This window comes from uncultured Jatrophihabitans sp. (genome assembly GCF_964251945.1).
In the GTDB taxonomy this organism is placed as follows: domain Bacteria; phylum Actinomycetota; class Actinomycetes; order Mycobacteriales; family Jatrophihabitantaceae; genus Jatrophihabitans.
Map to the genome: position 1 here is coordinate 85,519 of NZ_CAXULP010000009.1, position 24,886 is coordinate 110,404.

The window sequence follows — 24,886 nt, forward strand, 5'->3', positions numbered from 1 at the left end:
CGCATATCAGCCTTATGCCCGCCGCCGCCGATCCCAGCCGTCATAGCGGCTCGCGCCAGCGATAGTCACCGAGAGTCACAATTGCAGAAGTGCACCCACCGCCAGCTCGTCAGCGGCCGCCGTTGGCGCGCGGCGGCTCAGGCAGCGACCCGGTCAGCGCGACCTCAGCCGCGATGTCGGTGAGCTTGCGGTTCGTCCGCTGACTGATCTGCGCCAGCAGGCCGAACGCCTCTTCGGCGCTCAGCTTGCGCGTGGCCATGAGAACGCCTTTCGCCTGGCCGATCACGTCGCGATTGAGCAGCGCGCGGCCCAGGCCGTCCACCTGCCTCTCCAACCGGGCGATCTGCTCCTGCGCGTCCTGCAACTGCTCGACGGGCGGGCCCGCGACCGACTCCTCGACCTGCAGCACGCCGTCGAGGTGCGCGATTTCCAACACCCGCCGGATCCGCGGCGCGACGTTGGCCAGCGCCATCGTGAGCCCGACCTGCTGGGCGCGCGCCTGCGTGGCCACCAGCGCCGCCAGGGCGGTCGAGTCGACGAACGAGACGTCGCCGCAGTCGATAACGAGGTGGTTCGTCGAGCCGGCGAACGCAGGCGCGACCAGTTCGCTGATCAGATGGGCGTTCGCGAGGTCGAACTCGCCGGTCAGGTCGACGCGGAAGACGCCCTTCGCGATGGTCTCGGTCACCACGATCCCCTTTGCCGTGCACAACCAGCCGCACACCCGAACATGGTTTGCCCCGCCGGCGTGGCTTGCAAGACGACAATAGCCGATTGGCTTACCGGCTAAGCGCCGACCTGGGCGAGTTGCGCACTTGTGCTCAGTTGCTGTCAGGAGATCAGTCGCCGACGGCATCGATCCCGCGTCGCACCAGCAGCGGGTCGGGCGTGCCGACCACCGCCGGGTTCTTGCCGTCGTAGTCGAACTGCGCGAGGAAGTGCCGCATCGCGTTGATCCGCGCCCGCTTCTTGTCGTTCGACTTGATGGTCGTCCACGGCGCGATGTCGGTGTCGGTGCGCCGGAACATCTCCTCCTTGGCGGCGGTGTAGGCATCCCACTTGTCCAGCGACTGCAGGTCGATCGGCGACAGCTTCCACTGCCGGACCGGGTCCACCTGCCGGATGATGAACCGCGTTCGCTGCTCGGACTGGGTCACCGAGAACCAGAACTTCGTCAGATGCACGCCGCTCTCGACGAGCATCGCCTCGAGCAGCGGCGTCTGGCGCATGAACTGCGCGTACTCCTCATCCGTCGCGAAGCCCATCACCCGCTCGACGCCGGCGCGGTTGTACCAACTGCGATCGAAGAGCACCGTCTCGCCCGCCGTCGGCAGGTGTTGGACGTAGCGCTGGTAGAACCACTGCCGCTGTTCGCGGTCCGTCGGCGTGCCCAGCGCGACGACGCGGGCGTAGCGCGGGTTGAGGTGCTCCATGAAACGCTTGATCGTTCCGCCTTTGCCGGCTGCGTCACGCCCTTCGAAGACGATGACGTGCTTGCCGCCGGTCTCGGTGGACCAGTTCTGGAACTTCAGCAACTCCACCTGCAGCAGGTACTTCTGCTCGTCGTAGTCGTCGCGGCCCAGCCGCTCGTCGTAGGGGTAGTTCTCGCGCCACGTGTCGACGGCGCGGCCGTCGGCGTCGAGCAGCTCGGGATCGTCGTCGTGGTCCGCGCCGATCGTGTGCCCGGCGATCTGCAGGCGGTCGATGTACTCGCGAACGTCGGTCAGCACCGGGGCGATCTTAGGCGCGCCGGGTGAACGGACGGCCGCGGCGGCGTGAACGGCGCCGGCCCGCCGTCGCCGCAACGTCGCCGGCGCATGCCAGAGTAGGGCGGTGCCGCCGTCCACCGTGCTCGCCATCGACGGCAACTCACTCGTGCACCGCAGCTTCCACGCCCAAGCCCGCACGGACACCCGCACCGCCGACGGCCGGCCCTGCTGGGCGGTCCGCGGGCTGTTGTTGCAGCTGATGGCGGCGGTCGACCGGGTGCGCCCGGAATTCGTCGTCGTCGGCTTCGACGACCCGAAGGAGTCGCAGCGCCGGGCGCGCTGGCCGCAGTACAAGGCGCAGCGCGGCGACAAGCTCGACACCCTGGTGGAGCAGCTGCTGGCGGCGGCTGCGGCGCTGGCCGAGCTCGGCGTGCACGTCGTCGTCCCGCCAGGTTTGGAGGCCGACGACGTGCTCGCCTCGGCCGCCGCGTTCGGCGCGGCGCGCGGCCTGCAGACGGTGATCGTCACCTCCGACCGGGACGCGTTCGCGCTCATCGACGAAACGACCCGTGTGCTGCGCATCATCAACGGCGGCGTCGAGGCCTCGCCGCTGATGACCGCCGACCGGCTCGAGCTGCTGCTCGGCGTGCGGCCGCAGCAATATCGCGATTTCGCCGCGCTGCGCGGCGACCCGTCGGACAACCTGCCGGGCGTGCGCGGCATCGGGCCCAGCTCGGCGGCGCGGCTGCTGCGGCGCTTCGGGAGCGCGGGCGCCGCCTTCGACGACCTTGACACTGTGCGCGCGGAACTCGGGGACGGCATCGCCGCCCGGCTGGCCGCCCCCGGCGCGCGTGCCGCGTGGGAGCTGAACTGCCAGGTGATGGCCATGCGCCGCGATGTCGCGTTGGGCACTGACGGCACTGACGGCACTGACGGCACTGACGGCACTGACACCGGCGGCGAGTTCGGCGGCGGTACGTCATGTGGGCGATTGCCGCTGGCCGCTGACGCGGTGCGCCGGGTCTTCCGGGCAGTGGGCCTGACCTGGACGACGCGCGACGCGGTGCGCGTGCTGGCCGAGGTCGAGGACGACGTGCCGGCGCCGGTGTTCGCGCACGCTGCCCAACCGTTCACGCAGGGCCGGCCCGACGACCGCGCGTGGCCGCCGAGCGGCTGGTCCCGGCCGCAGCTGCCGACGCTGCCGCCCCGGCGGCCGCAGGCGGCGCAGCTTTCGCTGTTCGACTGAGCCTCGTTGGCCGCGGCCGCCGCAGCAGTCCGCGGACTCAAACACGATCCGAACGCTGCGCAGACGCCTGGGCGCGAGCCCCCGGATTACAGTGCGCACGTGTCGACCGCGGGAACCGCCGCCGGCCGCGCGCGCGGGCTCGTCCTGGTCGTCGAGGATGAGCCTGCGATCGCCGACGTCGTGCGCCTCAACCTGGCCAAGGCGGGCTACGGAGTGCACGTCGAACACGACGGCGAGCGCGGGCTCGCAGCCGTCGAGCGGCTCCGGCCGGCGGCGATCATCCTGGACGTGGGCCTGCCGGGCCTGGCTGGCGACGAGGTGTGCCGGCGGCTGCGGGCCGGCGGCGACTGGACGCCGGTCCTGTTCGTGACCGCCCGCGACGACGCGGTCGACCGCATCGTCGGGCTCGAGATGGGCGCCGACGACTACGTCACTAAGCCGTTCTCGCCGAGGGAGCTCGTCGCCCGGGTGACTGGCGTGCTGCGCCGGGCGCAGGGCGTGCCCGACGCCGCGCCGCAGCGCGTCGGCCGGGTCACCCTCGACGCCGTGCGCCGCCGGGTGTTCGTCGGCTCGGCCGAGATCGCCCTGACGGCCACCGAATTCGACCTGCTGGCGCACCTCATGCGGCGACCGGGCCGGGTGTTTAGCCGCGAGCAGCTGCTGAGCGAGGTCTGGGGCTACTCCTCGGTCGCGGGCACCCGCACCGTCGACGTCCATGTGGCCCAACTGCGGGCGAAGCTCGGCGGCGCGAGCCCGATCCGCACCGTGCGCGGCGTCGGGTACGCGGTCGAGCACAGCAGCGCGGCCGAACCGTCGCCGTGAGCGGCGCCGCCGAGACCAGCCAGGCGCCGCGCCGGCGCGGCACGCTGGCCGTCCGCATCTCGGTGCTGAGCGTGGCGATCGCGGTGATCACCGCGGTCATCGCGGGCACGCTCGCGATCGGCCTGATCCGCAACGCCGGCGCCGGCGCGGCACGCAAGAACCTCGCTCGCGTCGCCGACGTCGCTCAGGCCGTCGCCGTGCGGAACAACGCGACGACGCAAAGACGGCTGCGCACGGCGCTGGCCGGGCTCAACGTGCGCGGTGGGGTAATCCTGCGCGACGGCACGCTGACTCCTCGCACAGTGGCGCTGGTGCGCCAGACGGTGGACGCCCGGATCGTCCAGCAGGTGCTCGCCGGCGAGGACGTCTCGACGACGAGGAACGTCGATTCGACCACGGTGTTCGTCGAGGCCCGCACGACGCCGCGCGGCGGCATCGTGCTCGTCCAGCGGCAGGTGGACGCGACCGCTGCGAATCGGCAGGCGATCCGCCGGTTGCTGCTCGCGCTGCTGGTCGCCGGCGGCCTGGCCGCAATCCTCGGACTGCTCGTCGCCTGGCGGCTGGCGCGGCCGCTGCGCCGGACCGCCGCGGCCGCGCATTCGCTCGCCACCGGCAACCGCGACGTACGGCTGCCGGCCCAGGGTCCGGCCGAGGTCGTCGAGGTCAGCGAGGCGGTGAACACCCTCGCCGAGGCGCTGCGGCACTCCGAAGGGCGACAGCGGGAGTTCCTGCTGTCGGTGTCGCACGACCTGCGCACGCCGCTGACCGCGATCACCGGCTATGCGGAGTCCCTCGCCGAAGGCGTCGTCCCACCGGCGGACACCGCGCACGTCGGCGCGGTGATGCTCGGCGAGTCGCAGCGGCTGAACCGGCTGGTGGGCGACCTGCTCGACCTCGCCCGGCTGGACGCGCAGGACTTCCGCATCGACCTCGCGCCGGTCGACCTCACCGCTCTCGTCCACGGCGCGGCCGGCGTGTGGTCGACGCGGTGCGCCGCCAGCGGCGTGCGGTTCCATCTGCAGGCGATGCCGTCGCCGCTCTGGGTCACCACCGACGCCGCGCGGGTCCGGCAGGTGCTGGACGGCCTGTTCGACAACGCCCTACGGGTCACCCCGGCCGGCGCCCCGATAGTGCTCGCGGCGTCCGCCGAACCGGGCGTCGCAGTGGTCGAAGTGCGCGACGGCGGCCCGGGCCTGTCGCCGGACGACCTGACGGTCGCCTTCGAACAGGGCGCGCTCTACGAGCGGTACCGAGGCGTCCGCCGGGTGGGCACCGGCCTCGGCCTGGCGATCGTCCACGGGTTGACGACCAGGCTCGGCGGCCGGGTCGAGGCGGGACACGCCGCCGAGGGAGGCGCCCGGTTCACCGTCCGCCTCCCTGTCGGATAGCGCTCGGGGTTGTCGAGTTGCGCTCTCGGATCTGGTTTCGCTGTCGTTCGGCGCTGCTCGGGGTGCGGTTTCGCTGGTGGCGGAAGTGACTGGAGGGGCCGGATTTGTTGGGCTAATGCTGTTCTCGCTGACCCGTTTCGGGTAGAATCGAATGCATGAGCGATACGTCGGTCGGGCCGGATCTCACGGCCGCGCTCGTCGGCGCTAACACCGCTATCGACGCCCTGCTGGCCGGGGACCTGACCGCCTACAGCGACGAACAAACGATCGCGCTGCTGCGCGAGACCGAGCGACTGCGGCGCCGGTTGGCGCCGGTCGACCACGCCCAGATCCTCGAGCTCGAACGCCGCGGGGTCGCGGCCGCGACAGGTGCGCGGACGGTGCCGCAGTTGCTGTGTCACCTGCTTGATCTGGACCCAGGCGAGGCTCGCGCCCGACACCGCGCCGCCGAGGCCGCCGGCGCGCGCCGCTCCCTGCTCGGACAGCTGCTGCCCCCGGCCTACCCGGTGGTCGCCGCCGCGCAAGCTGAGGGAGAACTGTCGGCGCGGCAGGCGCGGGTGATCACCGAGTGTGTGGAGAAGCTGCCCGACGCGGTCAAGCACGAAGGCCCAGGGGTCGAGGCACGCCTGGTCGGGTTCGCCCGCGACCTGCACCTGCCCCCACACCAGTTGGCGCAAGCCGCCCAGCGCGAGACCGACTGGCTCGACCCCGATGGCAAACACGCCGACGTGGAGTACCGGCGCCGGCAGCGGTCCTTCAACAAGCACACCCGCCCGGACGGATCGTGCAGCGGCACCTTCGAAGGCACCGCCGAGTTCAGCGAGTTCCTCGACGTCGTCTTGCCCTGGCCGCCCCGAAACCCGAAGCGAACGGTCAGAAAGACACCCGAACCCCGGGGCAGCGGCGCCACGACGCTCTGCTCGATCTCGCCAAATACGCCGTGCGGACCGGGGACCTGCCCGACGCCGGCGGGGTCACCACCACCGTGGTGCTCACCATGACCGAAGAGCAGTTCACCCGCGGGGAAGGGTTCGCCCGCACCGGGCACGGTGCTCAAGTCCCCGTCACCGAAGCCCTGCGGTGGTCCGGCGGCGACACCCGCGTCATGGCCGTCGTCTTCAACAGCCTCAAAGCCGTGATCGCCTATTCCACCTGCCACCGCTTCTTCACCGAGAACGAGCGCCTGGTCATGAACGCCAGAGACGGCGGCTGCGTCTTTCCGTCCTGCGCCGCCCCGCCGGGCTGGTGTCAGGCGAATCACGTCACCGAGTGGCAGCACAGCAGACGAACCAGCGTCGACGACGGGGTGTTGCTGTGTGGCTACCACCATCGGGAGTTCGAAAATTTGGGCTGGCGTCTCGTCATGACCGACGGCCGCCCCATCTGGACACCTCCGATATGGGTCGACCCTCAACAGAAGCCCATCCGCATCTAGCGACACCTCATAGTGGCGGCCGTGATCACGTACCGGCTGCCGCCGCTGGGCGTTACTTGGCGCCCTTCACGTCGACCACGTGCTTCGCCGTGAACGTCGAGGCGCCGGTGCCGGCCACGGCAACCTTGTCGCCGGTCGCGACCTTCGAGATCGTCGAGGCGCTGCCCTTGCCGTCTTCACGCATCCGCACCTTCGTGTCCTTGGTGATCACGAAGGTCTCGGACTTCTTGTCCGCCGCCTCGACGGTGATCGACGTCGCCGAGACGGACGTGACGGTGCCGCGAATGAGGTCGTGGGTGACGAACACGCCGCCCTTGCCCTTGGTGACGAACTGGCCGTGGGCGAGCCGGCGCAGCAGCTTGTTCTTGCCCTGCTTGCCCTTCGCGGCGTGCTGACTCGCGGCGGCGGACGTCGTGGCGGCGGCGCCGGACGTCGTCGCGTCCGAGCCGGTCACCGCAAGGGCGGCGCCCCCGGCGCCGACGATGGCCGCGGCGGTCATTCCGCCGATCAAGATCTTGCGGTACATGGTGTCCTCCTGGACGCGTGGTGCGGTACCGGGCCAACGATCACCTCCGCCGGTTCACGTGGCGGCAAGATCGTGTTCGGGTCCGGTAAATGGCGTTCGCCGCAAGCGATGCGGACGTGCTGCGGGCGCACTGCGGGCGCACTGCGGCGGCTCGCCATAATGAGGCACCTCGTTCCGCGGAGAAGAGTGAACGACCTCGCCGAGAAGGCCCTGCACGGGCTCGACGTCGCGCGCCGGCAGGTGCGCGGCCATGCCGTCGTGTCCTTCGCGGCGGCGGGCTTCGCGTTGGCCGCGACGGTCGTCGTCGCGGGCGGAGCAGTCGGCGCGGCGAATTCGACCCGCCCGCTCACCTCGTGGCTGGGGCTGCAGGACCGGCACCCGCCGCGCGCGACCGACAGCGGTCCGGCGACGGTCATGCTCGCCGCCGTCGTCGCCCTGCTCGCGCTCTGGATCGCCGCGACCGCCTATGTGCGACGCCGGCCGCAGCCGCCGGCGCGCGTCTGGTTGCTGGCCGCGGCCTGGGGCGCGCCCTTCGCGCTGGGACCGCCGCTGCTGGACACCGGCGTGTACAGCTACACCGCGTTCGGCCTCGTCCAGCGCGCGGGCGGAAACCCCTATCACTCGGCGCCGGCCTCGCTGGGCGATCTGCCGATCGTGGCCGCGATAGACCCGGGCGCGCGCGGCACGCCGAGCGGTGTCGGCCCGCTCGGGACGCTGGTCGAGCACTTGGCGGTGTCGGTCGGCCGAGGCAGCGCGCTGGCCGCGGTGCTGGTGCTGCGGGTGCTCGCCGTCGTGGTCGTCGGGTGGATCGGGCGGCTCGCCGCCGAACTGGGCGGCGACCACGCCGACCGCGCGCTGACTCTCACGGCGCTGAACCCGCTGGTGCTGCTGTTCGTCGTGTCCGCGGCCCATCTGGACGGTCTGGTCGCCGCGCTGGTGTTGGCCGCGCTCGTCGCGGCTCGCCAGCGGCATTGGGCCCGCGCGGTGGGGCTGGCGTGCGTGGCGGGGTCGGTCAGCGGGCCGGGCTTCGTGGCCGCGTTCGCGCTGGTCGTGGCGCATGCGGTGACGATGCGCAGGGCCTCCCAACGACCCGCGACACGATGGCGGGCGACCGCGCTCGACCTCGGCGTGGCGGCCGCCGTCACGTGCGCCGCAGGGTTCGCCGTGCGCGGCCGGTTCGGGTGGCTGCAGACGGCGAGCAAGCAGTTCGCCGACCACACGGTGTACTCCGCGGCCGGCGCCGTCAGCGCGCTGCTGGCGCCGATCGTGCGCGGCGCGTCCTATGACGACGTCGCGATCGGCGGCCGGGTGACGGCGCTGGCCGCGCTCGCGTTCGCGCTGGGCTACCTCGCCGCGACGGCGCCGAGACGGCCGACTCGGCACACCGTCGGGTACGCGCTGCTAGCGCTAGGGCTGCTCGCGCCCGCGCTGCACCCCTGGTATCTGCTCTGGGGAGTGCTGTGCCTCGCGCCGGACGCCACCGGCGCGAGGCGGCTGGCGGTCGTCGCGTTGAGCGCGGCCGGGTGCGTGCTCGCCCCTGCGGGATTCTCCCCGACGGTGGCCGACGCCGTCACCGGCGGACTGCTCGCCGTGATCGCGTGCGGGGTGGCGTTCGCGCTGTGCCGCAAGCCCGGGGAACCGCGTGCGGAGCCCGCGCGGGACGGCACGCTCAGCGCGGCAGGCTGACCAGCCGCGCCCCGCGGGCGGGCACCGTCGTGATGTTGCGCGTCTTGGGCCGCTCCGACCGGCCGACCGGCGCGAGGTCGACCGCGCGCAGGACCGCCTTGAGCACCGCGACCGCCTCGACCATCGCCAACGACGCGCCAAGGCATCGCCGCAGGCCGCCGCCGAACGGGATCCAGGTGGCCGGCGGCGGGCTGCCGTCGAGGAATCGCTCGGGTCGGAACTGCGCCGCGTCGGCGAAGCTGTCCTCGCGGCGGTGCGCCAGCACGATCGAGGGCAGCAGCACCACGCCCGCCGGCAGGTCGTATCCCGCGACCCGAGTCGGTTTGGCGAGCGCCCGCGCGACGTTGCGGATCACCGGCCGCAGCCGCATGGCCTCCTTGACCGTCGCCTCGAGGTACTCGTCGTCGTCCTCCTCGGCGGCGCGCCGGACGCGGGCCAGCAGCTGCGGGCGGCGGGCCAGGTCGTGCAGCGTCCACGCCAGGGTCGAGGCGGTGGTCTCGTGACCGGCGAGCAACAGCGTGATCAAGTGGTCGCGCAGCTCGGCGTCGGTCTGCTCGGGCGCGGCGATCAGCAACTTGGAGAGCACGTCCGTGCGCTCGCCGAGGTCGGCGACGCCACGCCGATCGGCGATCTCGGCATAGAGCAGGTCATCGACCCGGGCTTTGAGCTCATTGAACCGCCGCCAGGGCCCGACCCGCTGCAGCTGGGGATACACCCACCCGACGAAGATCACCGGGCCGATTCGGATCAAGCGCTGCAGCAGCGGCCTCATCTCGGCCAGCCGCGCCTCGTCGCTCACGCCGAAGACGATTCGCAGGATCACCTCGAGGCTGATGTCGTTGAGCCGCGGGTGCACGGCAAACGGCTCGCGCACCGGCCACTCGGCCACCCGCTCGGCCGCCAGCTGCTCGACAATCGGCGCCCAGCCGGAAATCGATTCGCCGCGGAAGGCGGCCATGATCCGCTTGCGGGCGACCCGATGGGCCTCCTCGTCGATCAGCAGCACCGAGTGCTCGCCCATGATCGGGCCGAGGATCGCGTTGCCCTCGCCGGCGTGGAAGGTGTCGGCGGCGCCGGCGAAGACCTCTCGGATGTGTTCTGGGCGGTTGAGCACGACGGCGCGCCCGGCCGGGGCGACGGTGATGGTGAAGACGTCGCCGTAGCGGCGCTGCCAGCGCGGCGCGATCCACGGGTTGTGCGTCAAGAAGAGGATCGATTGGATCAGCGCGGGCAGCCGCGGACCGGGCGGCAGCTGCTCGGTCGGCGGCAGCTCGCGGTCGGTCGCGAAGCGTTCGATGACGGCCATGGCACGACCCTCCCAGATTCCGGACGAGTCAGCCGCCGGAGATCTCTCGGACGGCGGGACGCACGTCGGCCAAGTACACGCCGCAGATCACCGCGGAGATCAGCGAGAACGGGTAGGCCGGACCTCCGATGAACTGGCCGATCACGCCGGAAATGACGAGGATCGCCAGCCACGCCGGCTTGGTCAGCTTGTCGACTGCCGGAAACGCGGCGGCCTTGCGGGTGACGCAGTCCGCGATCGTCCAGACCCGCAGCGCGGCAAGCGCCCAGAACAGCGTCCAGTTCGTGTAGTAGTACAGGTCGTACAGGGCGTCCACTAGCGCAGCCTACCGAGTCCGCAGACGAGGCTGCCCCGCCCCGAATCCGGGACGGGGCAGCTGGCACGACCCTCGGCACCCCCGCGCGCGGGGCCGCGCCGTCGAGCGGCGAGTCAGCCCTTGGCCGGGCGCTTCGCCGGCGCCTTGCGTGCGGTGGGCTTGCTCGCCGGCACAGTGGTCGGCTTGGTGGTCGGCTTGGTGGCCGGCTTCGTCGCGACGGACTTGCGCGCTGCGCGGGCCGGCGACGCCGCTGTCGACTTCGCGGTTGTCGACTTCGCGGCGGGCGTCGGGCGCGGCGACGGCTTCGCGACCGGCTTGGCGACCGGCTTCGCGTCCCGGCCGACGAGCGACTGGACGGGCCGCACGACGTGCGTCTGGACGCTGCCGACGACCACGCCGGTCACCGACTCGGCGCTGTCGACGAGTTTCGCCACGCGCTTGTCCGAGCGGACGCCGTTCACCAGGCCCTCGACGCGGTCGGTGACGGCCGAGGTGTACTGCTTGAACTGGGCGAGATAGGGCTCCAGCGCCGCGGTCAGCGCGTCCAGGTTGACGGCCTTTTCGGCGCTGGCCCGCAGGTCCTGCGCGACGCCGGTCGCCTTGTCGGCGATGTCGGTGACGTTCTCTCGGGCCTTGGTCACGATCCCGTTGGCGTTCGAGCCGAACGAGCTGGTGACGTCGGTCAACTGGGCCTGGGCTGCGGTCAACTGGACCTGCGCGGCGTCGAGGGCCTGCTTGCCCTGGCTGACCGCCGTGTCGGCGTACGAGCGGAGATCGCTTGCGATGGACATGTGCACTCCTGTGTGAGGACGGAAATGAGAGGACGGGATAGCGGCTGGCTCAGGCGCCTGCGCCAGCGATGGAACGGGGGTCCGGCGCGCCGGGGACGGCGTCGACGGTGTCTCGGTCGCCTGTGGTGTTCTCGCGTCGGAACGACTCATAGATGTCGAGCAGCACCTGCTTCTGTCGCTCCCCGAGCTGCTCGTCGGCCAGGATCGCTGCGACGATCTCCTGGTTGCCGTCGCGGAACTCGAGAAACCCGGCTCGGATGTAGAGCTGTTCGGCAGAGATCCGCAGACCTTTCGCGATCTGCTGCAGGATGTCGGCGCTCGGCTTGCGCAGGCCGCGTTCGATCTGCGACAGGTACGGATTGGACACGCCGGCGACCCGGGCCAGCTGGCGCAACGACACCTGCGCCTGCTCGCGTTGCTCCCGGATGAACTCGCCGATCGCGGCCCCGCTGCGCTTGGCCTGCTCTTTCGGGCCTTCAACGATCACGCGGTCGAGTTTACCGCTATTGCTAGCTGTAGCAAGCGCACAGCAAGCACTGTGAGCGGTGACATCCGCTCATGGCACGCCTACCGACGCATAGGCCAGCGGCGCCGGCTCAGCCGGGCGAGCCCGCGCCGGTGTCGGCGGCGGGGTCCTCGTCGACAAGGGCGACGTGCCGGCCGACCTGCAGCTCGGCGGCGGACGGCAGCGAACGCTTGAGCACCGCGAGAGCGACCGGGCCGAGTTCGAAGTGGTGGACGGCCGTGCCCAGGAAACCAACCGCGCGGCCGGCGAACTCCACGGGGGTGCCCGGCGCCGGCAGCTCGTCGGATTCGCCGGAAAGGTGCACGAGCACCAGCCGCCGTGGCGGACGGCCCAGGTTCTGCACCCGCGCGACGGTCTCCTGGCCGCGGTAGCAGCCCTTGTCGAGATGCACGGCGGCGCCGATCCAGCCGACCTCGTGCGGAATCGTCCGATGATCGGTCTCGGCGCCCAGCCGCGGGCGACGGCTCTCGACGCGCAGCGCCTCGAAGGCCCATAGGCCGGCCGGCGTGGCGCCCGCCCCGGCGAGCGCTGTCAGCGTGGCGTCGGCGGCCGGCCGCGGCACGATCACGTCGTACGCGCCGGGCGCCGGCCACGGCGTCAGTCGCACGAATCCGCCGGCCGGGATCGCGACCGCGCGTCCCACCGCGGGCGGCACCGGCAAACCGGCGAGCGCGACCACCGTGCCGGCTGCCGGGCCGACGACGGTCAGCACCGCCCATTCGGCAGACACGTCGGCGGGGTCCACCCGCTTGAGGAACTGCATCTTGCGCAGGTAGCCGAGCACCTCGGCGGCTGCGCCGGGCTCGGTATCGATCCACACCTGGTCGCCGAGCTCGGTCAGCTGCCAGTGCTGCTCGACGTGGCCGTGCGGCGAGAGGACCAACGCCTCGGTCGAGTCGCCGTCGGCGAGCGCGGCGACGTGCTGGGAGCAGATCGAGTGCAGCCACGGCAACCGGTCCGGGCCAGGTACGACGAGCACGTCGCGGTTGCGCCGGTCGACCACGCCCGCGCCGGTGGCGAGCCGACGCTGCTCGCGCAGCGGGTCGCCGTAGTGCCAGGGGACGCCGGCGTCGCGACCCTCGGCGGCGACGGCGTGCAGATCGACGGCGTGCAGATTCGCGACGGGCTGAGTAGTCATGACACCTTGGTCATCGCGTCCCGGACGCGCTTTGTTCCCCGTCGCCGGAGGCCACGCACGCCGCGCATCGGCCGAAGACGGTGAAGTGCGAGCGGTCCAGCTCGAAGCCGCGGTCGTCGGCGAGCTGGTCGGCGAGTGCGGTGACGAGCGCCGGGTCGGCATCGGTGACGCTGCCGCAGCTGTGGCATACGACGTGGATGTGGTCGTCGTCGGCGGGCCGGTACGACGGCGCGCCGTGGCCGAGGTGGGTGTGCCGCACCAGGCCGAGGTCCTCGAGCAGCTCGAGCGTGCGGTACACCGTCGCGACGTCGACGTCCGGCGCGGCGTCGCTGATCTGCTCCGGGGTGGCGTGCCGCAGCTCGCGGACCGCGCGCAGCACCTGTTCGCGCTGGGGCGTGACCCGCAGGCCCCGCGCGCGCAGCTCGGCGACGAGGTCGGCCGCGGCCTGCGCCGACCGGTCCCGCTCGTGGTGCGTGTGCGTCTCGGGCATCGTCGACCATCGTAGGTAGCCCGACCGCCTCGCCAGCGATCGGCGAGGGTGCGCTGTCGGTGAAAGCCGTTGTCTGCGGTCCGCCGTCGTCGTACCGTGATCGCACACGAGAGAGGAGGTGGTCCACAGTTGAATACTCGTCGGACACGTGAGGTGGCTTCCAGCTGACCACCGCAAGACCATCGGACCTGCGAGGAAGTGCCCGCGCCGCGGTTGTCGCGGTGGACAGCACTACCTGGTAGTCACCCGGCCCCCGAGTCGCCGGCCCGTCCAGCCGGCCCGCTTCATCCGGAGCGGACAGGACTCGGGGGCTGTCTTGCGCCGTCAGATCAGGTGCGCGGCCTTGTACAGCGGCCGCGAATACCAGGTGACCATCCCCTGCTCGGCCAGGAAGGCCATGATCTTCTCGGCCATCCAGCGCCGGGTCTCGTGGAAGTTCGGGTTGCGCTTCGCCGCCGCGACCGCCTCGCGGCGGTCAAGCCCGACCTGGACGTAGACGTCCGGACTGATCAGCGAGGACGCGACGAAGCCGGCGACGACCGCCGACACCAGGTTGCTCGCCGCCTTGGCGACCGGACCGATCGCCGCCATCTGCCGCGCGACCTCCTCGCGGGCGAACCGGACGTGCCGCGCCTCCTCCACCACATGGATGCGGTTGACCATTCGCACGAGCGGGTGCACCGACTCGTCGTTGACCATGTCGCGCTGCAGCCGGTCGGTGATCTCCTCCGCCACCAGCACCGGAGCGAACAGCGCCGGTCCGGCGGCGACGGCTTTGTAGACGCGGGCCAGTTGGTCGACGAACCGCCGCGGCCGGTAGGTGGGCGTCCCGAGCCGGGCGATCGCCTTCGCGAACATCAGGATGTGCCGCGTCTCATCACCGACCTCGGTGAGCGCGTACTGCGTGCGCGGGTCCTGCGGGTCCTGGTGGTAGGCCCACCGCGACAGCAGCTGGATCAGGATGATCTCGAACCACAGCCCGGTCGACGCGACGCTTGCGAGCTCCTGCCGGGACAGTTCGATGCGCTGCTCGGGGCTCATCCGCGCCCACAGCTCGGTGCCGTACAGGGACGTGCGCTCGAACGGCATGAACTTCATGTTCAGCTCGACCGGCGCCTCCCAGTCGATGTCCAGCCCGGGGTCGTAGGAGTTCTTCGTCGACGACCCGAGCAGCCGGGTGGCGGTCTTGCGCACACCGTCGATCGGCGGGCGCTCCATCGGGGCAGCAGTCATGATCGTCTCCCGTCCGACCCGGCAGCGCCTCGCGCGTTACCTATAACGAGGTGTACCACTCACATTCGCCTCTGACAAGGAGTCACACATACTTCTCGGACCACGGGACATAGGGTGCGTCCATGGTCGAATCGGCGAGCCCTCCGGCAGCCCGAGTGGCCCGAGCGCCGCACGCCGCAGCCGGGCGCGACGGCCGCTCGACCCGCTGGGACCCGCACCGCCGCGAGCGCCGCACGGCGATCATCGAAGCCGCGGTGGAGGCGATCGAACAGTTCGGCCCGGACGCGCTGACGGCGCAGATCGCCGCGAAGGCCGGCGTCCCGCGGACCCACGTCTACCGGCACTTCGACGGCAAGCCGGCGCTCGACCTCGCCGTCTCGACGTATGTGTCGAATCAGATCGGCGAGCAGATCCGAGCCGGTCTCGCGACTCGCGGCTCGGCTCGCGATGTCATCCGCGCGTCGGTCGACAAGCACCTCGGCTGGATCGAAGCGCACCCGAACCTGTACCGCTTCCTCGCGGCGAACGCCTACGCCATCACCGGCCGCGACGGCGCGGCGCCGACGGACGCGAAGGCCGCTTTCGCCCGCGAGCTGACGACGTTGATCCGCGGCTACGCGGCTGCGTTGGGGGCGAGGCTCGAGCCGCCGCCGCGGGTGATCGTCGGCGTCGTGGCGCTGGTGGACGCGACGGCGGCCTGGTGGGTGGACCGACCGGACCTGCCGCGTCCTGAACTCACCGCCGAGCTCACCGAGCAGGTGTGGCTGCTGCTCGAGCGCAGCGCCCGTCAGCTCGGCCTCAGCCTGACGCCGGACCAGCAGCTGCCCGCGCTCTGACGGGTCAGCGCTGACCGGCGAACAGCTTTGCCAGGATGTACACCGAGACCACGGCGATCGCGACGAACACCGCGATCAGCAGCACCAGGTAGGCCGTCTCCACGGCCTCGAGATTACTGCAGCTGCAGCGGCACCTGGACCAAGCCGGGCGCGAGCGCCTGGACGTCGCGCCGGGCCTTGCCGTCTCGGTGCAACACCGACAGCGTCCATTTCCCGGGCGCGGCGAAGAACCGGAAGTCGCCGGTGGCCGAGGTGACGACCTCGGCGGTGAACTCGCCGGTGCCGTCGAGCAGGCGCACATAAGCGCCCGGCACCGGCGCGTCGCCGGCCGCGACCACGCCGTAGATCAGCGTCTCTTTCTCGAGATCGATGCCCGGCGGCAACGTCGGCGTCTGCGCCGGCGCCCCACACATTTCAGATACCTCGCTCTTCGCGCAAGCGCTCATCGCACGCTCGCTCCGCTCCTCGGGCCGCGGGCGGCCCTGCGATGCTCACTCGCATTTATGCGCCCTTTTCGATCGGCACGCCCACCAGCGAGCCGTACTCGGTCCACGAGCCGTCGTAGTTCTTGACGTTCTGGTGGCCCAGCAGCTCGTGCAGCGCGAACCAGGTGTGGCTCGACCGCTCGCCGATACGGCAGTAGGCGATGGTGTCCTTGCCGTCGTCGAGGCCCTCGTCGCCATAGAGCTTGGCGAGCTCGTCGTCGGACTTGAAGGTGCCGTCCTCGTTGGCCGCCTTGCTCCATGGCACGTTGAGCGCGGTCGGGATGTGGCCGCCACGCTGGCTCTGCTCCTGCGGCAGGTGCGCGGGGGCGAGCAGCTTGCCGGAGAACTCGTCGGGCGAGCGGACGTCTACGAGGTTCTTCGTGCCGATCGCGTTGACGACCTCGTCGCGGAACGCGCGGATCGAGGTGTCCTGCTCGTGAGCGGTGTACTGGGTGGCGGGCCGGGAGACGGTGTCCTTGCTCAGCTCGCGACCGTCGAGCTCCCACTTCTTGCGGCCGCCGTCGAGCAGCTTGACGTTTTGGTGGCCGTAGAGCTTGAAGTACCAGTACGCGTACGCGGCGAACCAGTTGTTGTTGCCGCCGTAGAGCACGACAGTGTCGTCGTTGCCGATGCCCTTGTCCGACAGCAGCTTCTCGAAGTGCTCCTTGTCGACGAAGTCGCGACGGATTTGGTCCTGCAACTCGGTCTTCCAGTCGAGCTTGACGGCGCCGGCGATGTGCCCGCCGTCGTAGGCCGAGGTGTCTTCGTCGACCTCGACGAGCACGACTCCGTCGGTGTTCAGATTCTGCTCGGCCCAATCGGCCGAGACCAGCGCGTCTGCGCGGCTCATGGGTTCTCCTCGGGTTTGCGGTGTGGACGCGCGCTGCGGCGCGGTGGTGTGCGAGCTGCGGCGGCAGCCGCGGATGCGGCGTGGATCAGGCGCGACGAGGCGCGCCGGCGCCGGTCAGGCGCAAGGACACAGGCAGCTGCCGACGCGGCACAGGTCCACCGCGCGGCGGGACGTGAGCAGCGCGAGAACTGGCATGCGCATGCAGACGAGCCCCTTACCCATGGCGCGAGCCTAGCCGCCGGCGTGCGGCGGGCGCCACCGGCGTGCGGCCGTAGCCGCCGGCGTGCGGCCGGCGCGCGTGGGAACGAGCGTCGGCTCTACCTGAGAACTACGGGCGTCGGGACGGGCGGGGCCCGGAACACGACCGCGGACGCGGAGCAGTCCACCACCAGGCCGGCGGCGCTCGGCGTCAGCTCGTCCAGCCGCAGGCCGTAGGGCAGCGCCGGCAGGCCGATCGGCATCGTCAGGGCCGGGACCAGCTGGCGCAGCGCGAACGCCGGCACGACGACGCCGGCGACCGAGACGTTCTTGATGCGAAGCCACACGCCGCCCTCGCGCAGCGTCAACACGGCCTCGCCGCTCACCCGGGTGAACTGCTCGAAGCCCGGGACGGACATCGGGAGCGCGGCATGCGCGGTCAGCCGTCCGCCGTCGAAGGCCAGCACCAGGCCCGGCATCCGGGTCGCCCGCGCCAACCCGTCGTAGGGCAGCACCAGGCGGCCGGAGACGTGATCGCACGGCAGCTCGCGGGCGCCACCGCCGAGCAGCGCGCGCAGCGGCAACCTGGCGTTCGTCAGGTGCGCGACGAACGAGGCCGAGCCGATGTCGCCGACGCGAACGGCGCCGATCACCTCGACCTCGCGGTAGCAGCCCCGCAGCGCCTGGGTCACGAACCGCCGCGCGCGCACCCGGACGATCGCCGGCTCGCCCGCCGCGCCGAGCGGCGCAGCGAGGTACTCGGCCGCCTTGCGTTCGGCGAGCCGCGCCGCCGCGCGATTGAACGACAACGCGGCGAAGGGCACCGCACAGACGATAAGCACCAGCACCGCGATCAGCACCGCGATCAGCACCGCGGGCCGCCGGTCAGGCGCGGACCGACAGGCACAGCAAGAAGGCCACCGGAGCCAGCACCGACACCGGCAGCAGCGTTCCGACGACTGGCCGCAGCCGGGCGCCCAGCGCCGACGCGGGTCGGTTCGCCGAGTGCAGCACGAACGATGCCGCGACCGACAGCAGCCCGGCCAGCGCGCCGAGACCGGCCCCGACGAAGACGGCGCGGCCGTCGGCGAACGCGTGGACGTCGCGCAGCAGCAGCGAGCCGACCGCCGCCCCGACACCCGCGGAGCCCACCAGCGCCAGCAGCCCGCGCGGCACCGCGGCGTCGAAGCGCGGCACCGGCGCGACCAAGTCGAGGAGATAGCCGGTCAGCAGCGCGGCGGTGATGGCGCCGGCGGCCGCCGCCGACACCCGGCCGCCGGAGTCGGCGCCGCCGCCGAACTCGTGTCGCAGCTGTAGCAGCGCGGGCAGCGACGCCTCGGCCAGCACCAGCAAGGCGATGGCCGACAGCGAGGAGACCACCTCGACCCGGGTCGCGCCGCGGGCCAGCTGATGGGCGAACATCACCGGCACCGCCACGGCGAGCACCGCGAGCTCGACCCCGAGCCGCCCTTGCGGCCACACCGACATCGCGACATCGGCGCCAGCCGCAGCCAGCGCCGCGATGACCACGCCGCCGAGCCGGCCGGGGATGCCGGAGCCGAACACCCAGGCGAACGCCAGCACAGCCTGCAGCGCGGCCGCGGCGACGAGCAGCGGCAGCGCTCCGAAGTGCGCCGTCAGCACGAGTGCGGCGCCCACCACGACGGCGACCGCGGCGCCGACGACCAGTCCGGCGTTGCCGTCCGGATCCAGCGGCGTCGCGACGGCCGCCGTCGGGGCGGCCGCCGTCGGGGCGGCGGCGTCAGTCACGGCCGTCATGGTCGCAGACCGCTGTGCTCGGCCGGTCGCAGACGGCGGTGCTCGGCCGGTCGCACGCGGCGGCGCCCGGCCGAGCGGCGGCGAGCACCCAGTCGGCGATGCGCTCGACGAGCCGGGCGGAGGTCGCGACCTCCGCGTGGCCCATGCTCGGCTCGACCCAGACGTCCGCGCTCGGCGCAGCCGCGGCGATGGCGTCGACGTGCCGCCTCGGGAAGTAGCGGTCCGCGTCGCCGTGCACGAGCAGCAGCGGCCGCGGGGCGATCGCGCCGGCGACCTCGGCCGGCGCTTCCGGCATGGTCTGCCAGCCGAGCGGGGAAACCCGGGTCCGCCGCAACACCCGGGTGGCGGCCCGGCCGGTGCGCTTCTCGAACATCCAGTGGACGAGCCGCATCGGCCGCGTCCCCCGCTCGAACCACATGCCGGGCGCGCTGACGCTCACGACCGCGTCGGCGTCGCCGCCCAGGCCCGCGTGCCGCAGCACCGCCGTGCCGCCCATCGACCAGCCGAGCGTCGCGACGAACTCGTATCCCTGCCCGCGCAACCAGGCGACGGCCGCGGCGACGTCGTGGATCTCGTCCGCGCCGGCGGTGCCAAATCCGCCGGACCGGCCGTGGCCGCGGAAATCGACGGCGAGCACCCCGACGCCACGATTGACGAATCCATGGCAGATGCGCACGACGTGCGGGTTGCGGGACGAGCCGGTGAAGCCGTGGCCGACGACACAGCCGATCCGGCGGTCCGCGCCCGGCCAGTACGCGGCGACCAGGGAGACGCCGTCGGTGGTGCGCAGAGGCACGGTGTCCGGGTCGCTCATCCGTCACATTCTGGCCGCACCGCCGTGATCCGGCTGGGGCGCCGTCGGCGGTCCGGTAGTCTGCAAGCACTTGAGGGCAACGCCGCCCGCCGGAATCCGCGTCTGCGGTCCCCCGGTTTGTTCACCCGCCCGATCTGATCGACCGGAGGCGAGTGTGGAGCTTCTTCTGCTCACCGCAGCCAAGCAGCCGACCGCCGAAGTGCTGCCAGCGCTGGGTTTGCTCCCGCACCAGGTGACGGTGCTGCCGCAGGACGCCGGTGCCCTTGTCGAGCGCAGCCTTGGCGACGTCGTGCTGGTGGACGCGCGCCGCGATCTCATGGCCGCGCGGTCGTTCGTGCGGCTGCTCACGGCGATGGGCACCGCCGTTCCGGTGCTCGCCGTGCTCACCGAGGGCGGCCTGATCGCCGTGTCCGGGGACTGGGCAGTCGACGACTTCGTCCTGGACACCGCGGGCCCGGCCGAATTGGACGCCCGGCTCCGGCTGGCCGTCGAGCGGCGCGCCGCCGTCTCCGACGAGTCCGGCGGCCGGCTCGAGCTCGGCGAGCTCGCCATCGACGAGGCCACCTACACCGCCCGGCTGTCCGGCGTCGCGCTCGACCTCACCTACAAGGAGTTCGAGCTGCTGAAGTTCCTCGCTCAGCACCCGGGCCGGGTCTTCACCCGCTCGCACCTCGTCCAAGAGGTGTGGGGTTACGACTACTTCGGCGGCACCCGGACCGTCGACGTCCACGTCCGCCGCCTGCGCGCCAAGCTCGGCGCCGAACACGAGGCGATGATCGGCACCGTCCGCAACGTCGGCTACAAGTTCGTCCGCCCGGCTGACCTCGCCGGCCGGCGGGACACCGACCAGTCGGCCGACGCCGCCGACGCGATGGATCTCGCCGACGCCGACCCGCAGCGCGGCGACCTCGCATCTCGACTCCAGTCAGGGCGCTGACCGACGCCGGAAGCTAACGTCACGGGCGTGCCCGTGACCTTGTCGACCGGCGTTCCGGACGACGCGTCGCGCCGTGCCATCCGCGCGCTGGCCGATCGCGTCGAAGAGGCGGACGGCGCGGCCGCGCTCTCCGACCAAGCGCGCACGCTGCTCGGCTCGGCAGACGTCGCGCAGACCGTCGCGCGCGACGCCGAAGGCGTCGTGCTCGGTTACGCGCAGCGCGCTGGTGACTCGGCCGAGGTCGTCGGCGAGCCGGCCGCCCTGCCGGCGCTGCTCGACGCGGTGCTGGCGCCCGGCGTGCTGATCTGGACGCATGGGGAGCGTTCGCGGCTGCTCGCCCCGCTCGCCGAGCGCGGGCTGTTGCGCGTTCGTGAGCTGCTGCAGCTGCGTCGCCCGCTCGGCGACGGGGCCCCGCTCCCGGCCGATCCGCCACTGCCGCCGGGCGTCGAGATACGCACGTTCGAGCCGGGTCGCGACGACGCCGCGCTCCTCGCGGTCAACGCCGCGGCGTTCGCCACCCACCCGGAGCAGGGGACCTGGACGCAGGCCGACCTGGACGCCCGTGTGGCCGAATCATGGTTCTCCGCCGCGGGCGTCCTACTCGCCGTCCGCGGCGCCCAGTTGCTCGGCTTCCACTGGACGAAGATCCACCCGGACGGCTTCGGCGAGGTGTACGTGCTCGGCGTCGACCCGGCCACGCAGGGAACCGGGCTCGGCAAGGCGCTGCTCGTGCGCGGCCTGCGGCTGTTGGCGGACGAGGGGTGTCCGACGGCCTTGCTCTATGTCGACGGCGACAACAGCGCGGCGGTGGCGCTCTACGAGCGGCTCGGGTTCACCCGGCACGACCTCGACGTGCAATGGGCGGTTCGCTGAGCCTGCTGTTACGCAGTTCACTCTTTGTAAATTTCGCGCCTTTCTTGTCGTCATCCTGTTGCGCTCAGTCATTCACCTCTCGTTCACCGACGGACCCCCGCCCAGCCATATCGCACTCTTACGGTCGCTGCGGAACGTCACCTGTCGAAAGGGAACCGAAGTGAAGCTGAACCGAGTCGGCCTCGGCGCCGGCGTGCTGCTCACCGCAGCGGCGCTGGCCGCGTGTAGCAGCAGCGGGAGCGGGGGCGGCGGAACGTCCACGACCGCCAGCAACAGCGGCTCGTCGAGCTCATCGAGCTCCGGCGCCTGCGGGAGCGGCAACCTCAGCGGCGAGGGCTCGACCGCGCAGACGAACGCGATGACCTCCTGGATCAACGGCTACACGAAGAAGTGCCCCGGCACGAAGATCAACTACAATCCCACCGGCTCAGGTGCCGGCGTCACGAGCTTCACCGCCGGCCAGGTCAACTTCGCCGGCTCGGACTCGCCGCTCGACCCGACCAAGGGCGAGCCGGCCGCCGCCAGCAAGACCTGCGGCAGCACCGCCATCGACCTGCCGATGGTCGTCGGCCCGATTGCCATCGGATACAAGCTGTCCGGCGTCGACAAGCTCGTGCTGACGCCTGACCTGCTCGCCAAGATCTTCACCGGCAAGATCACGAAGTGGAACGATTCGGCGATCGCTGCCAAGAACTCGGGCGCGAAGCTGCCGAGCACCGCCATCAACGTGATCTTCCGCTCGGACGCCTCGGGCACGACGCAGAACTTCGAGAAGTACCTGGCGGCCACCGACCCGACGGACTTCACGGCGACGCCGGCCAAGGACAACGCGGCGACGGTCTTCAAGGGCCAGGGCAAGGCGAAGAGCCAGGGTGTGGCCGCGGCGATCGCGGCGACCGAAGGCTCGATCGGCTACGACGAGTACTCGTTCGCAGTGAGCAGCAGCCTGAGCACCGCGCAGATCGACAGCGGCGCGGGCCCGGTGACGGTTGACAAGACCAGCGCGAGCGCCGCAGCCGGCGAGGCGACCGTCACCGGCACCGGGGACGACCTGACGCTGAAGCTGAACTACAAGCCGACCGCGGCCGGGGCCTACCCGCTGATCCTCGTCACCTACGAGATCGCCTGCACGAAGTACAAGGACGCCGCGATCGGCAAGTTCGTCAAGAGCTTCCTGGACTACACGGCGAACGACGGCCAGGCGGGGTTGCCCGCGCTGGGTTACGCCCCGTTGCCCGCTGCCCTGCAGACCAAGGTGAACGCCTCGATCGCGAAGATCAGCTGAATTATCGAAAGGTCGCTGGAAGTCTCAGCTGCCCCGCTGGTGGCCGGATACGGTGACCAGCGGGGCACCGCCTCGATTGACGACGGGTAGCCATCACTCATGCCAGAGCGAGACGCGATGACAGAGCGGACCAGCAAGCCTGAGCCCGGCGGCGCGCCGCTGCCGCCGCCCAGCATCGGCGGCGAATCGGTGACTTCCACCGACGGCTTCGACCTCGAGCACGAGGCCCCGCACTACCCGTCTGCAGAGATCGTCGGCTCGTCGCAGCCGCTGGCCGTCGGCTTGACCGAGGGCCCGCCGGTCGTCGGCGCCGGCCTGGTCGGCGCGGGCGGCAAGTCCCGAGTCGGCGACCGCGTCTTCAGTGGTTTGACCACCGGCTCGGCCGGCTTCATCATCCTGCTCGTCGTCCTGATCGCCACGTTCCTGCTGATCAAGGCCGTGCCGTCGATCCTCGATGACAAGGACAACTTCTTCACCTCGACCAACTGGTCGCCGGAGGCCGGCAACCTGCACTTCGGCATCGCCAGCCTGCTCTGGGTCACGGTGATCATCTCGATCGTCGCGATGGTCATCGCCGTGCCGATCGCGGTCGCCGTCGCGCTGTTCATCACCCAGTACGCGCCACGGCGCATCGCCCGCCCGGTCGCCTACATCCTCGACCTGCTCGCGGCGATCCCGTCCATCGTCTATGGCGTGTGGGGCGCCTTCACCCTGACCACCGCGCTGGAGCCGGTGCAGCGGGTGCTGTCGCACATCCCGATCCCGATCTTCAACCTCGAGCACGCGACCGGCACGATCTTCGACGGCGCCGTGGTGCTCGCCGTCATGGTCCTGCCGATCATCACCGCGATCAGCCGCGACGTGTTCGAGCGGACGCCGCGCGCCAACATCGAGGCCGCCCTCGCCCTCGGCGCCACAAAGTGGGAGATGATCCGGATCGCGGTGCTGCCCTACGGCCGCGCCGGCGTCGTCAGCGGCTCGATGCTCGGCCTGGGCCGCGCGCTCGGCGAGACCATCGCGGTCTACCTGATCGTCTCGACGGTCAGCCCGCCGTTCAAGTTCTCGATCTTCACCGGCGGCTCGACGTTCGCCTCGCAGATCGCGAACGGCGCGGCCGAGTTCAACAACCCGCAGTCGACCGGCGCCTACATCGCCGCCGGCCTGGTGCTCTTCGTGCTGACCTTCGTTGTCAACTCCGCAGCCCGCGCGATCGTCAACCGCAAGAAGGACTTCGTATGACGACCATTTCCCCGGCCGCGAGCGGGCTCGGCTTCGCCAAAGCGCGCGGCTCGCGCAAGGTCAAGAACAACGCGGCCACCGGCGTCATGTGGCTGGCCTTCGGCATCGCCCTGGTGCCGCTGGTGTGGCTGCTGTGGACGGTGATCAGCAAGGGTAACCACGTCATCTTCTCTTCCGGCTGGTGGACGTCGGACCAGGCCGGCATCAGCTCGAGCGTCCAGGGCGGCGGCGTGTCCGCGGCGATCATCGGCACCGCCGAGCAGGTCGCGCTGTGCACGGTGATCTCGGTGCCGATCGCGGTGCTGGTCGGCGTCTACCTCGTCGAGTACGGCCGCGGCCCGTTCGCGAAGATCACGACCTTCATGGTCGACATCCTGACCGGCGTGCCGTCGATCGTCGCGGCGTTGTTCATCTACGCGCTGTTCGTGACGACGTTCGGCGGCATCCGCGCAGGCTGGCTGGTGTCCTTCGCGCTCGTCATTCTGATGATCCCGGTCATCGTCCGGACGACGGAGGAGATGCTGCGGCTCGTGCCGAACGAGCTGCGCGAGGCGTCGTACGCCCTCGGCATCCCGAAGTGGAAGACGATCATGCGCGTCGTCATCCCCACGGCGTTCAGCGGACTGATCACCGGCATCGTGCTCGGCATTGCCCGGGTGGCTGGTGAAACCGCGCCGCTGCTGATCCTGGTCGGCTACTCGACCACCACGAACACCAACCTGCTGTCCGGATTCCAGAGCTCCCTGCCCGGTTTCATCAACGCGCAGTTCATCAACATCAACTCGTCCTCCGGCAAGACGGCCTACCACCTCGACGCCAACGGCAACCAGGTCGCCGGCGGGGCATCGAACTTCGCGCCGGACCGCCTCTGGGGCGCCGCCCTGACGCTGATCATCATCGTGATGGCGCTCAACCTCATCGCGCGGCTCATCGGCCGGCGCAGCAAAGTCTCGTCGTAGAGAAAGCAGGAGCAACCGA

General features: G+C 71.2%; 27 protein-coding genes and 1 pseudogene. 12 read left to right on the forward strand and 16 right to left on the reverse strand.

All coding sequences use genetic code 11. The features are described 5' to 3' along the window. Window positions 1–109: 109 nt before the first annotated feature. Together ACFFBG_RS15970 and ppk2 are read right to left on the reverse strand one after the other, a co-directional pair. On the reverse strand, window positions 110–688 hold the full coding sequence (locus ACFFBG_RS15970) for an anti-sigma factor antagonist (protein WP_375480483.1): 579 nt from the start codon (window positions 686–688) through the stop codon (window positions 110–112). 151 nt (window positions 689–839) lie between these two features. After that, window positions 840–1,730: a polyphosphate kinase 2 gene (ppk2, locus tag ACFFBG_RS15975; protein WP_375480485.1), complete on the reverse strand. Its 891-nt coding sequence runs from the start codon at window positions 1,728–1,730 to the stop codon at window positions 840–842. A 103-nt stretch (window positions 1,731–1,833) separates the two neighbouring features. Between ppk2 and ACFFBG_RS15980 the strand changes: the two genes are divergently transcribed. The 5 genes and pseudogenes from ACFFBG_RS15980 (at window position 1,834) to ACFFBG_RS16000 (ending at window position 6,600) form a co-directional block, all read left to right on the forward strand. Then, window positions 1,834–2,955: a 5'-3' exonuclease H3TH domain-containing protein gene (locus ACFFBG_RS15980; protein ID WP_375480487.1), complete on the forward strand. Its 1,122-nt coding sequence runs from the start codon at window positions 1,834–1,836 to the stop codon at window positions 2,953–2,955. Window positions 2,956–3,054: 99 nt separating this feature from the next. Continuing rightward, window positions 3,055–3,777: a response regulator transcription factor gene (locus ACFFBG_RS15985; RefSeq protein ID WP_375480489.1), complete on the forward strand. Its 723-nt coding sequence runs from the start codon at window positions 3,055–3,057 to the stop codon at window positions 3,775–3,777. After that, window positions 3,774–5,165, forward strand: a complete 1,392-nt coding sequence (locus ACFFBG_RS15990; RefSeq protein WP_375480491.1) for an ATP-binding protein — start codon at window positions 3,774–3,776, stop codon at window positions 5,163–5,165. Before ACFFBG_RS15985 ends, ACFFBG_RS15990 begins: the two co-directional genes overlap by 4 nt. Before the next feature lie 155 nt (window positions 5,166–5,320). Next, window positions 5,321–5,992 (forward strand): annotated as a pseudogene (locus tag ACFFBG_RS15995) (DUF222 domain-containing protein); the annotation flags it as partial. Further along, the gene (locus tag ACFFBG_RS16000) at window positions 5,950–6,600 is read left to right on the forward strand and encodes a DUF222 domain-containing protein (protein ID WP_375480493.1); all 651 of its coding nucleotides are present in this window, start codon (window positions 5,950–5,952) and stop codon (window positions 6,598–6,600) included. The pseudogene ACFFBG_RS15995 and the gene ACFFBG_RS16000, both read left to right, overlap by 43 nt. A 52-nt stretch (window positions 6,601–6,652) precedes the next feature. Here the strand turns inward: ACFFBG_RS16000 and ACFFBG_RS16005 are convergent, their stop codons facing one another. Further along, on the reverse strand, window positions 6,653–7,126 hold the full coding sequence (locus ACFFBG_RS16005) for a hypothetical protein (protein ID WP_375480495.1): 474 nt from the start codon (window positions 7,124–7,126) through the stop codon (window positions 6,653–6,655). A gap of 186 nt (window positions 7,127–7,312) precedes the next feature. On the opposite strand from ACFFBG_RS16005, the gene mptB reads away from it, so the two are divergent. Further along, window positions 7,313–8,812 (forward strand): polyprenol phosphomannose-dependent alpha 1,6 mannosyltransferase MptB, encoded by a 1,500-nt coding sequence (gene mptB / locus ACFFBG_RS16010; RefSeq protein WP_375480497.1) that lies wholly within the window; start codon window positions 7,313–7,315, stop codon window positions 8,810–8,812. Here the strand turns inward: mptB and ACFFBG_RS16015 are convergent. The 7 genes from ACFFBG_RS16015 to ACFFBG_RS16045 all read right to left on the reverse strand — a co-directional run bounded on the left by ACFFBG_RS16015 (window position 8,796) and on the right by ACFFBG_RS16045 (window position 14,612). Next, on the reverse strand, window positions 8,796–10,118 hold the full coding sequence (locus ACFFBG_RS16015; RefSeq protein ID WP_375480499.1) for a cytochrome P450: 1,323 nt from the start codon (window positions 10,116–10,118) through the stop codon (window positions 8,796–8,798). The two genes, mptB and ACFFBG_RS16015, sit on opposite strands and share 17 nt — an antisense overlap. A 28-nt stretch (window positions 10,119–10,146) precedes the next feature. Beyond that, window positions 10,147–10,434, reverse strand: coding sequence for a DUF2516 family protein (locus ACFFBG_RS16020; RefSeq protein WP_375480501.1), 288 nt, complete (start codon window positions 10,432–10,434; stop codon window positions 10,147–10,149). Between the two features lie 113 nt (window positions 10,435–10,547). Next, complete coding sequence (locus ACFFBG_RS16025; protein ID WP_375480503.1) at window positions 10,548–11,225, reverse strand: hypothetical protein; 678 nt, start codon at window positions 11,223–11,225, stop codon at window positions 10,548–10,550. A gap of 49 nt (window positions 11,226–11,274) precedes the next feature. Then, a complete protein-coding gene (locus ACFFBG_RS16030) occupies window positions 11,275–11,712 on the reverse strand; it encodes a helix-turn-helix domain-containing protein (RefSeq protein WP_375480505.1) in 438 nt (145 codons plus the stop codon). Between the two features lie 109 nt (window positions 11,713–11,821). After that, the gene (locus ACFFBG_RS16035) at window positions 11,822–12,889 is read right to left on the reverse strand and encodes a YgfZ/GcvT domain-containing protein (protein WP_375480507.1); all 1,068 of its coding nucleotides are present in this window, start codon (window positions 12,887–12,889) and stop codon (window positions 11,822–11,824) included. Between the two features lie 10 nt (window positions 12,890–12,899). After that, window positions 12,900–13,379, reverse strand: coding sequence for a Fur family transcriptional regulator (locus tag ACFFBG_RS16040; protein ID WP_375480509.1), 480 nt, complete (start codon window positions 13,377–13,379; stop codon window positions 12,900–12,902). 324 nt (window positions 13,380–13,703) lie between these two features. Further along, window positions 13,704–14,612, reverse strand: a complete 909-nt coding sequence (locus ACFFBG_RS16045) for a diiron oxygenase (RefSeq protein WP_375480511.1) — start codon at window positions 14,610–14,612, stop codon at window positions 13,704–13,706. Window positions 14,613–14,734: 122 nt separating this feature from the next. On the opposite strand from ACFFBG_RS16045, the gene ACFFBG_RS16050 reads away from it, so the two are divergent. Continuing rightward, window positions 14,735–15,448, forward strand: coding sequence for a TetR/AcrR family transcriptional regulator (locus tag ACFFBG_RS16050; RefSeq protein ID WP_375480513.1), 714 nt, complete (start codon window positions 14,735–14,737; stop codon window positions 15,446–15,448). Between the two features lie 113 nt (window positions 15,449–15,561). Here ACFFBG_RS16050 and ACFFBG_RS16055 read toward each other — a convergent pair whose 3' ends face one another. From ACFFBG_RS16055 to ACFFBG_RS16080, 6 genes are all read right to left on the reverse strand, one after another. After that, window positions 15,562–15,861 carry a DUF1416 domain-containing protein gene (locus tag ACFFBG_RS16055; protein WP_375480553.1) on the reverse strand — a complete coding sequence of 100 codons (300 nt, stop codon included), beginning with the start codon at window positions 15,859–15,861 and terminating at the stop codon, window positions 15,562–15,564. 88 nt (window positions 15,862–15,949) lie between these two features. Then, window positions 15,950–16,783, reverse strand: a complete 834-nt coding sequence (locus tag ACFFBG_RS16060) for a sulfurtransferase (protein WP_375480515.1) — start codon at window positions 16,781–16,783, stop codon at window positions 15,950–15,952. A 114-nt stretch (window positions 16,784–16,897) separates the two neighbouring features. Further along, a complete protein-coding gene (locus ACFFBG_RS16065) occupies window positions 16,898–17,005 on the reverse strand; it encodes a putative leader peptide (RefSeq protein WP_375480517.1) in 108 nt (35 codons plus the stop codon). A 95-nt stretch (window positions 17,006–17,100) separates the two neighbouring features. Next, window positions 17,101–17,853 carry a DUF2993 domain-containing protein gene (locus tag ACFFBG_RS16070; protein ID WP_375480519.1) on the reverse strand — a complete coding sequence of 251 codons (753 nt, stop codon included), beginning with the start codon at window positions 17,851–17,853 and terminating at the stop codon, window positions 17,101–17,103. Window positions 17,854–17,866: 13 nt separating this feature from the next. Then, window positions 17,867–18,751, reverse strand: a complete 885-nt coding sequence (locus ACFFBG_RS16075; protein WP_375480521.1) for a hypothetical protein — start codon at window positions 18,749–18,751, stop codon at window positions 17,867–17,869. Beyond that, window positions 18,744–19,574, reverse strand: coding sequence for an alpha/beta hydrolase family protein (locus ACFFBG_RS16080; RefSeq protein WP_375480523.1), 831 nt, complete (start codon window positions 19,572–19,574; stop codon window positions 18,744–18,746). The genes ACFFBG_RS16075 and ACFFBG_RS16080 overlap by 8 nt, the downstream gene beginning before the upstream one ends. 154 nt (window positions 19,575–19,728) lie before the next feature. Here ACFFBG_RS16080 and ACFFBG_RS16085 point away from each other — a divergent pair, with 154 nt between their 5' ends. The 5 genes from ACFFBG_RS16085 (at window position 19,729) to pstA (ending at window position 24,867) form a co-directional block, all read left to right on the forward strand. Continuing rightward, entirely contained in the window at window positions 19,729–20,511 is a 783-nt protein-coding gene (locus tag ACFFBG_RS16085) for a DNA-binding response regulator (protein ID WP_375480525.1), read from the forward strand. 27 nt (window positions 20,512–20,538) lie between these two features. Further along, entirely contained in the window at window positions 20,539–21,384 is an 846-nt protein-coding gene (mshD, locus tag ACFFBG_RS16090; protein ID WP_375480527.1) for a mycothiol synthase, read from the forward strand. 160 nt (window positions 21,385–21,544) lie between these two features. After that, the gene (gene pstS, locus ACFFBG_RS16095; RefSeq protein WP_375480529.1) at window positions 21,545–22,669 is read left to right on the forward strand and encodes a phosphate ABC transporter substrate-binding protein PstS; all 1,125 of its coding nucleotides are present in this window, start codon (window positions 21,545–21,547) and stop codon (window positions 22,667–22,669) included. A 117-nt stretch (window positions 22,670–22,786) separates the two neighbouring features. After that, window positions 22,787–23,908, forward strand: a complete 1,122-nt coding sequence (gene pstC / locus ACFFBG_RS16100; RefSeq protein WP_375480531.1) for a phosphate ABC transporter permease subunit PstC — start codon at window positions 22,787–22,789, stop codon at window positions 23,906–23,908. Next, window positions 23,905–24,867 (forward strand): phosphate ABC transporter permease PstA, encoded by a 963-nt coding sequence (gene pstA, locus ACFFBG_RS16105; RefSeq protein ID WP_375480533.1) that lies wholly within the window; start codon window positions 23,905–23,907, stop codon window positions 24,865–24,867. The genes pstC and pstA overlap by 4 nt, the downstream gene beginning before the upstream one ends. Window positions 24,868–24,886: the final 19 nt, after the last annotated feature.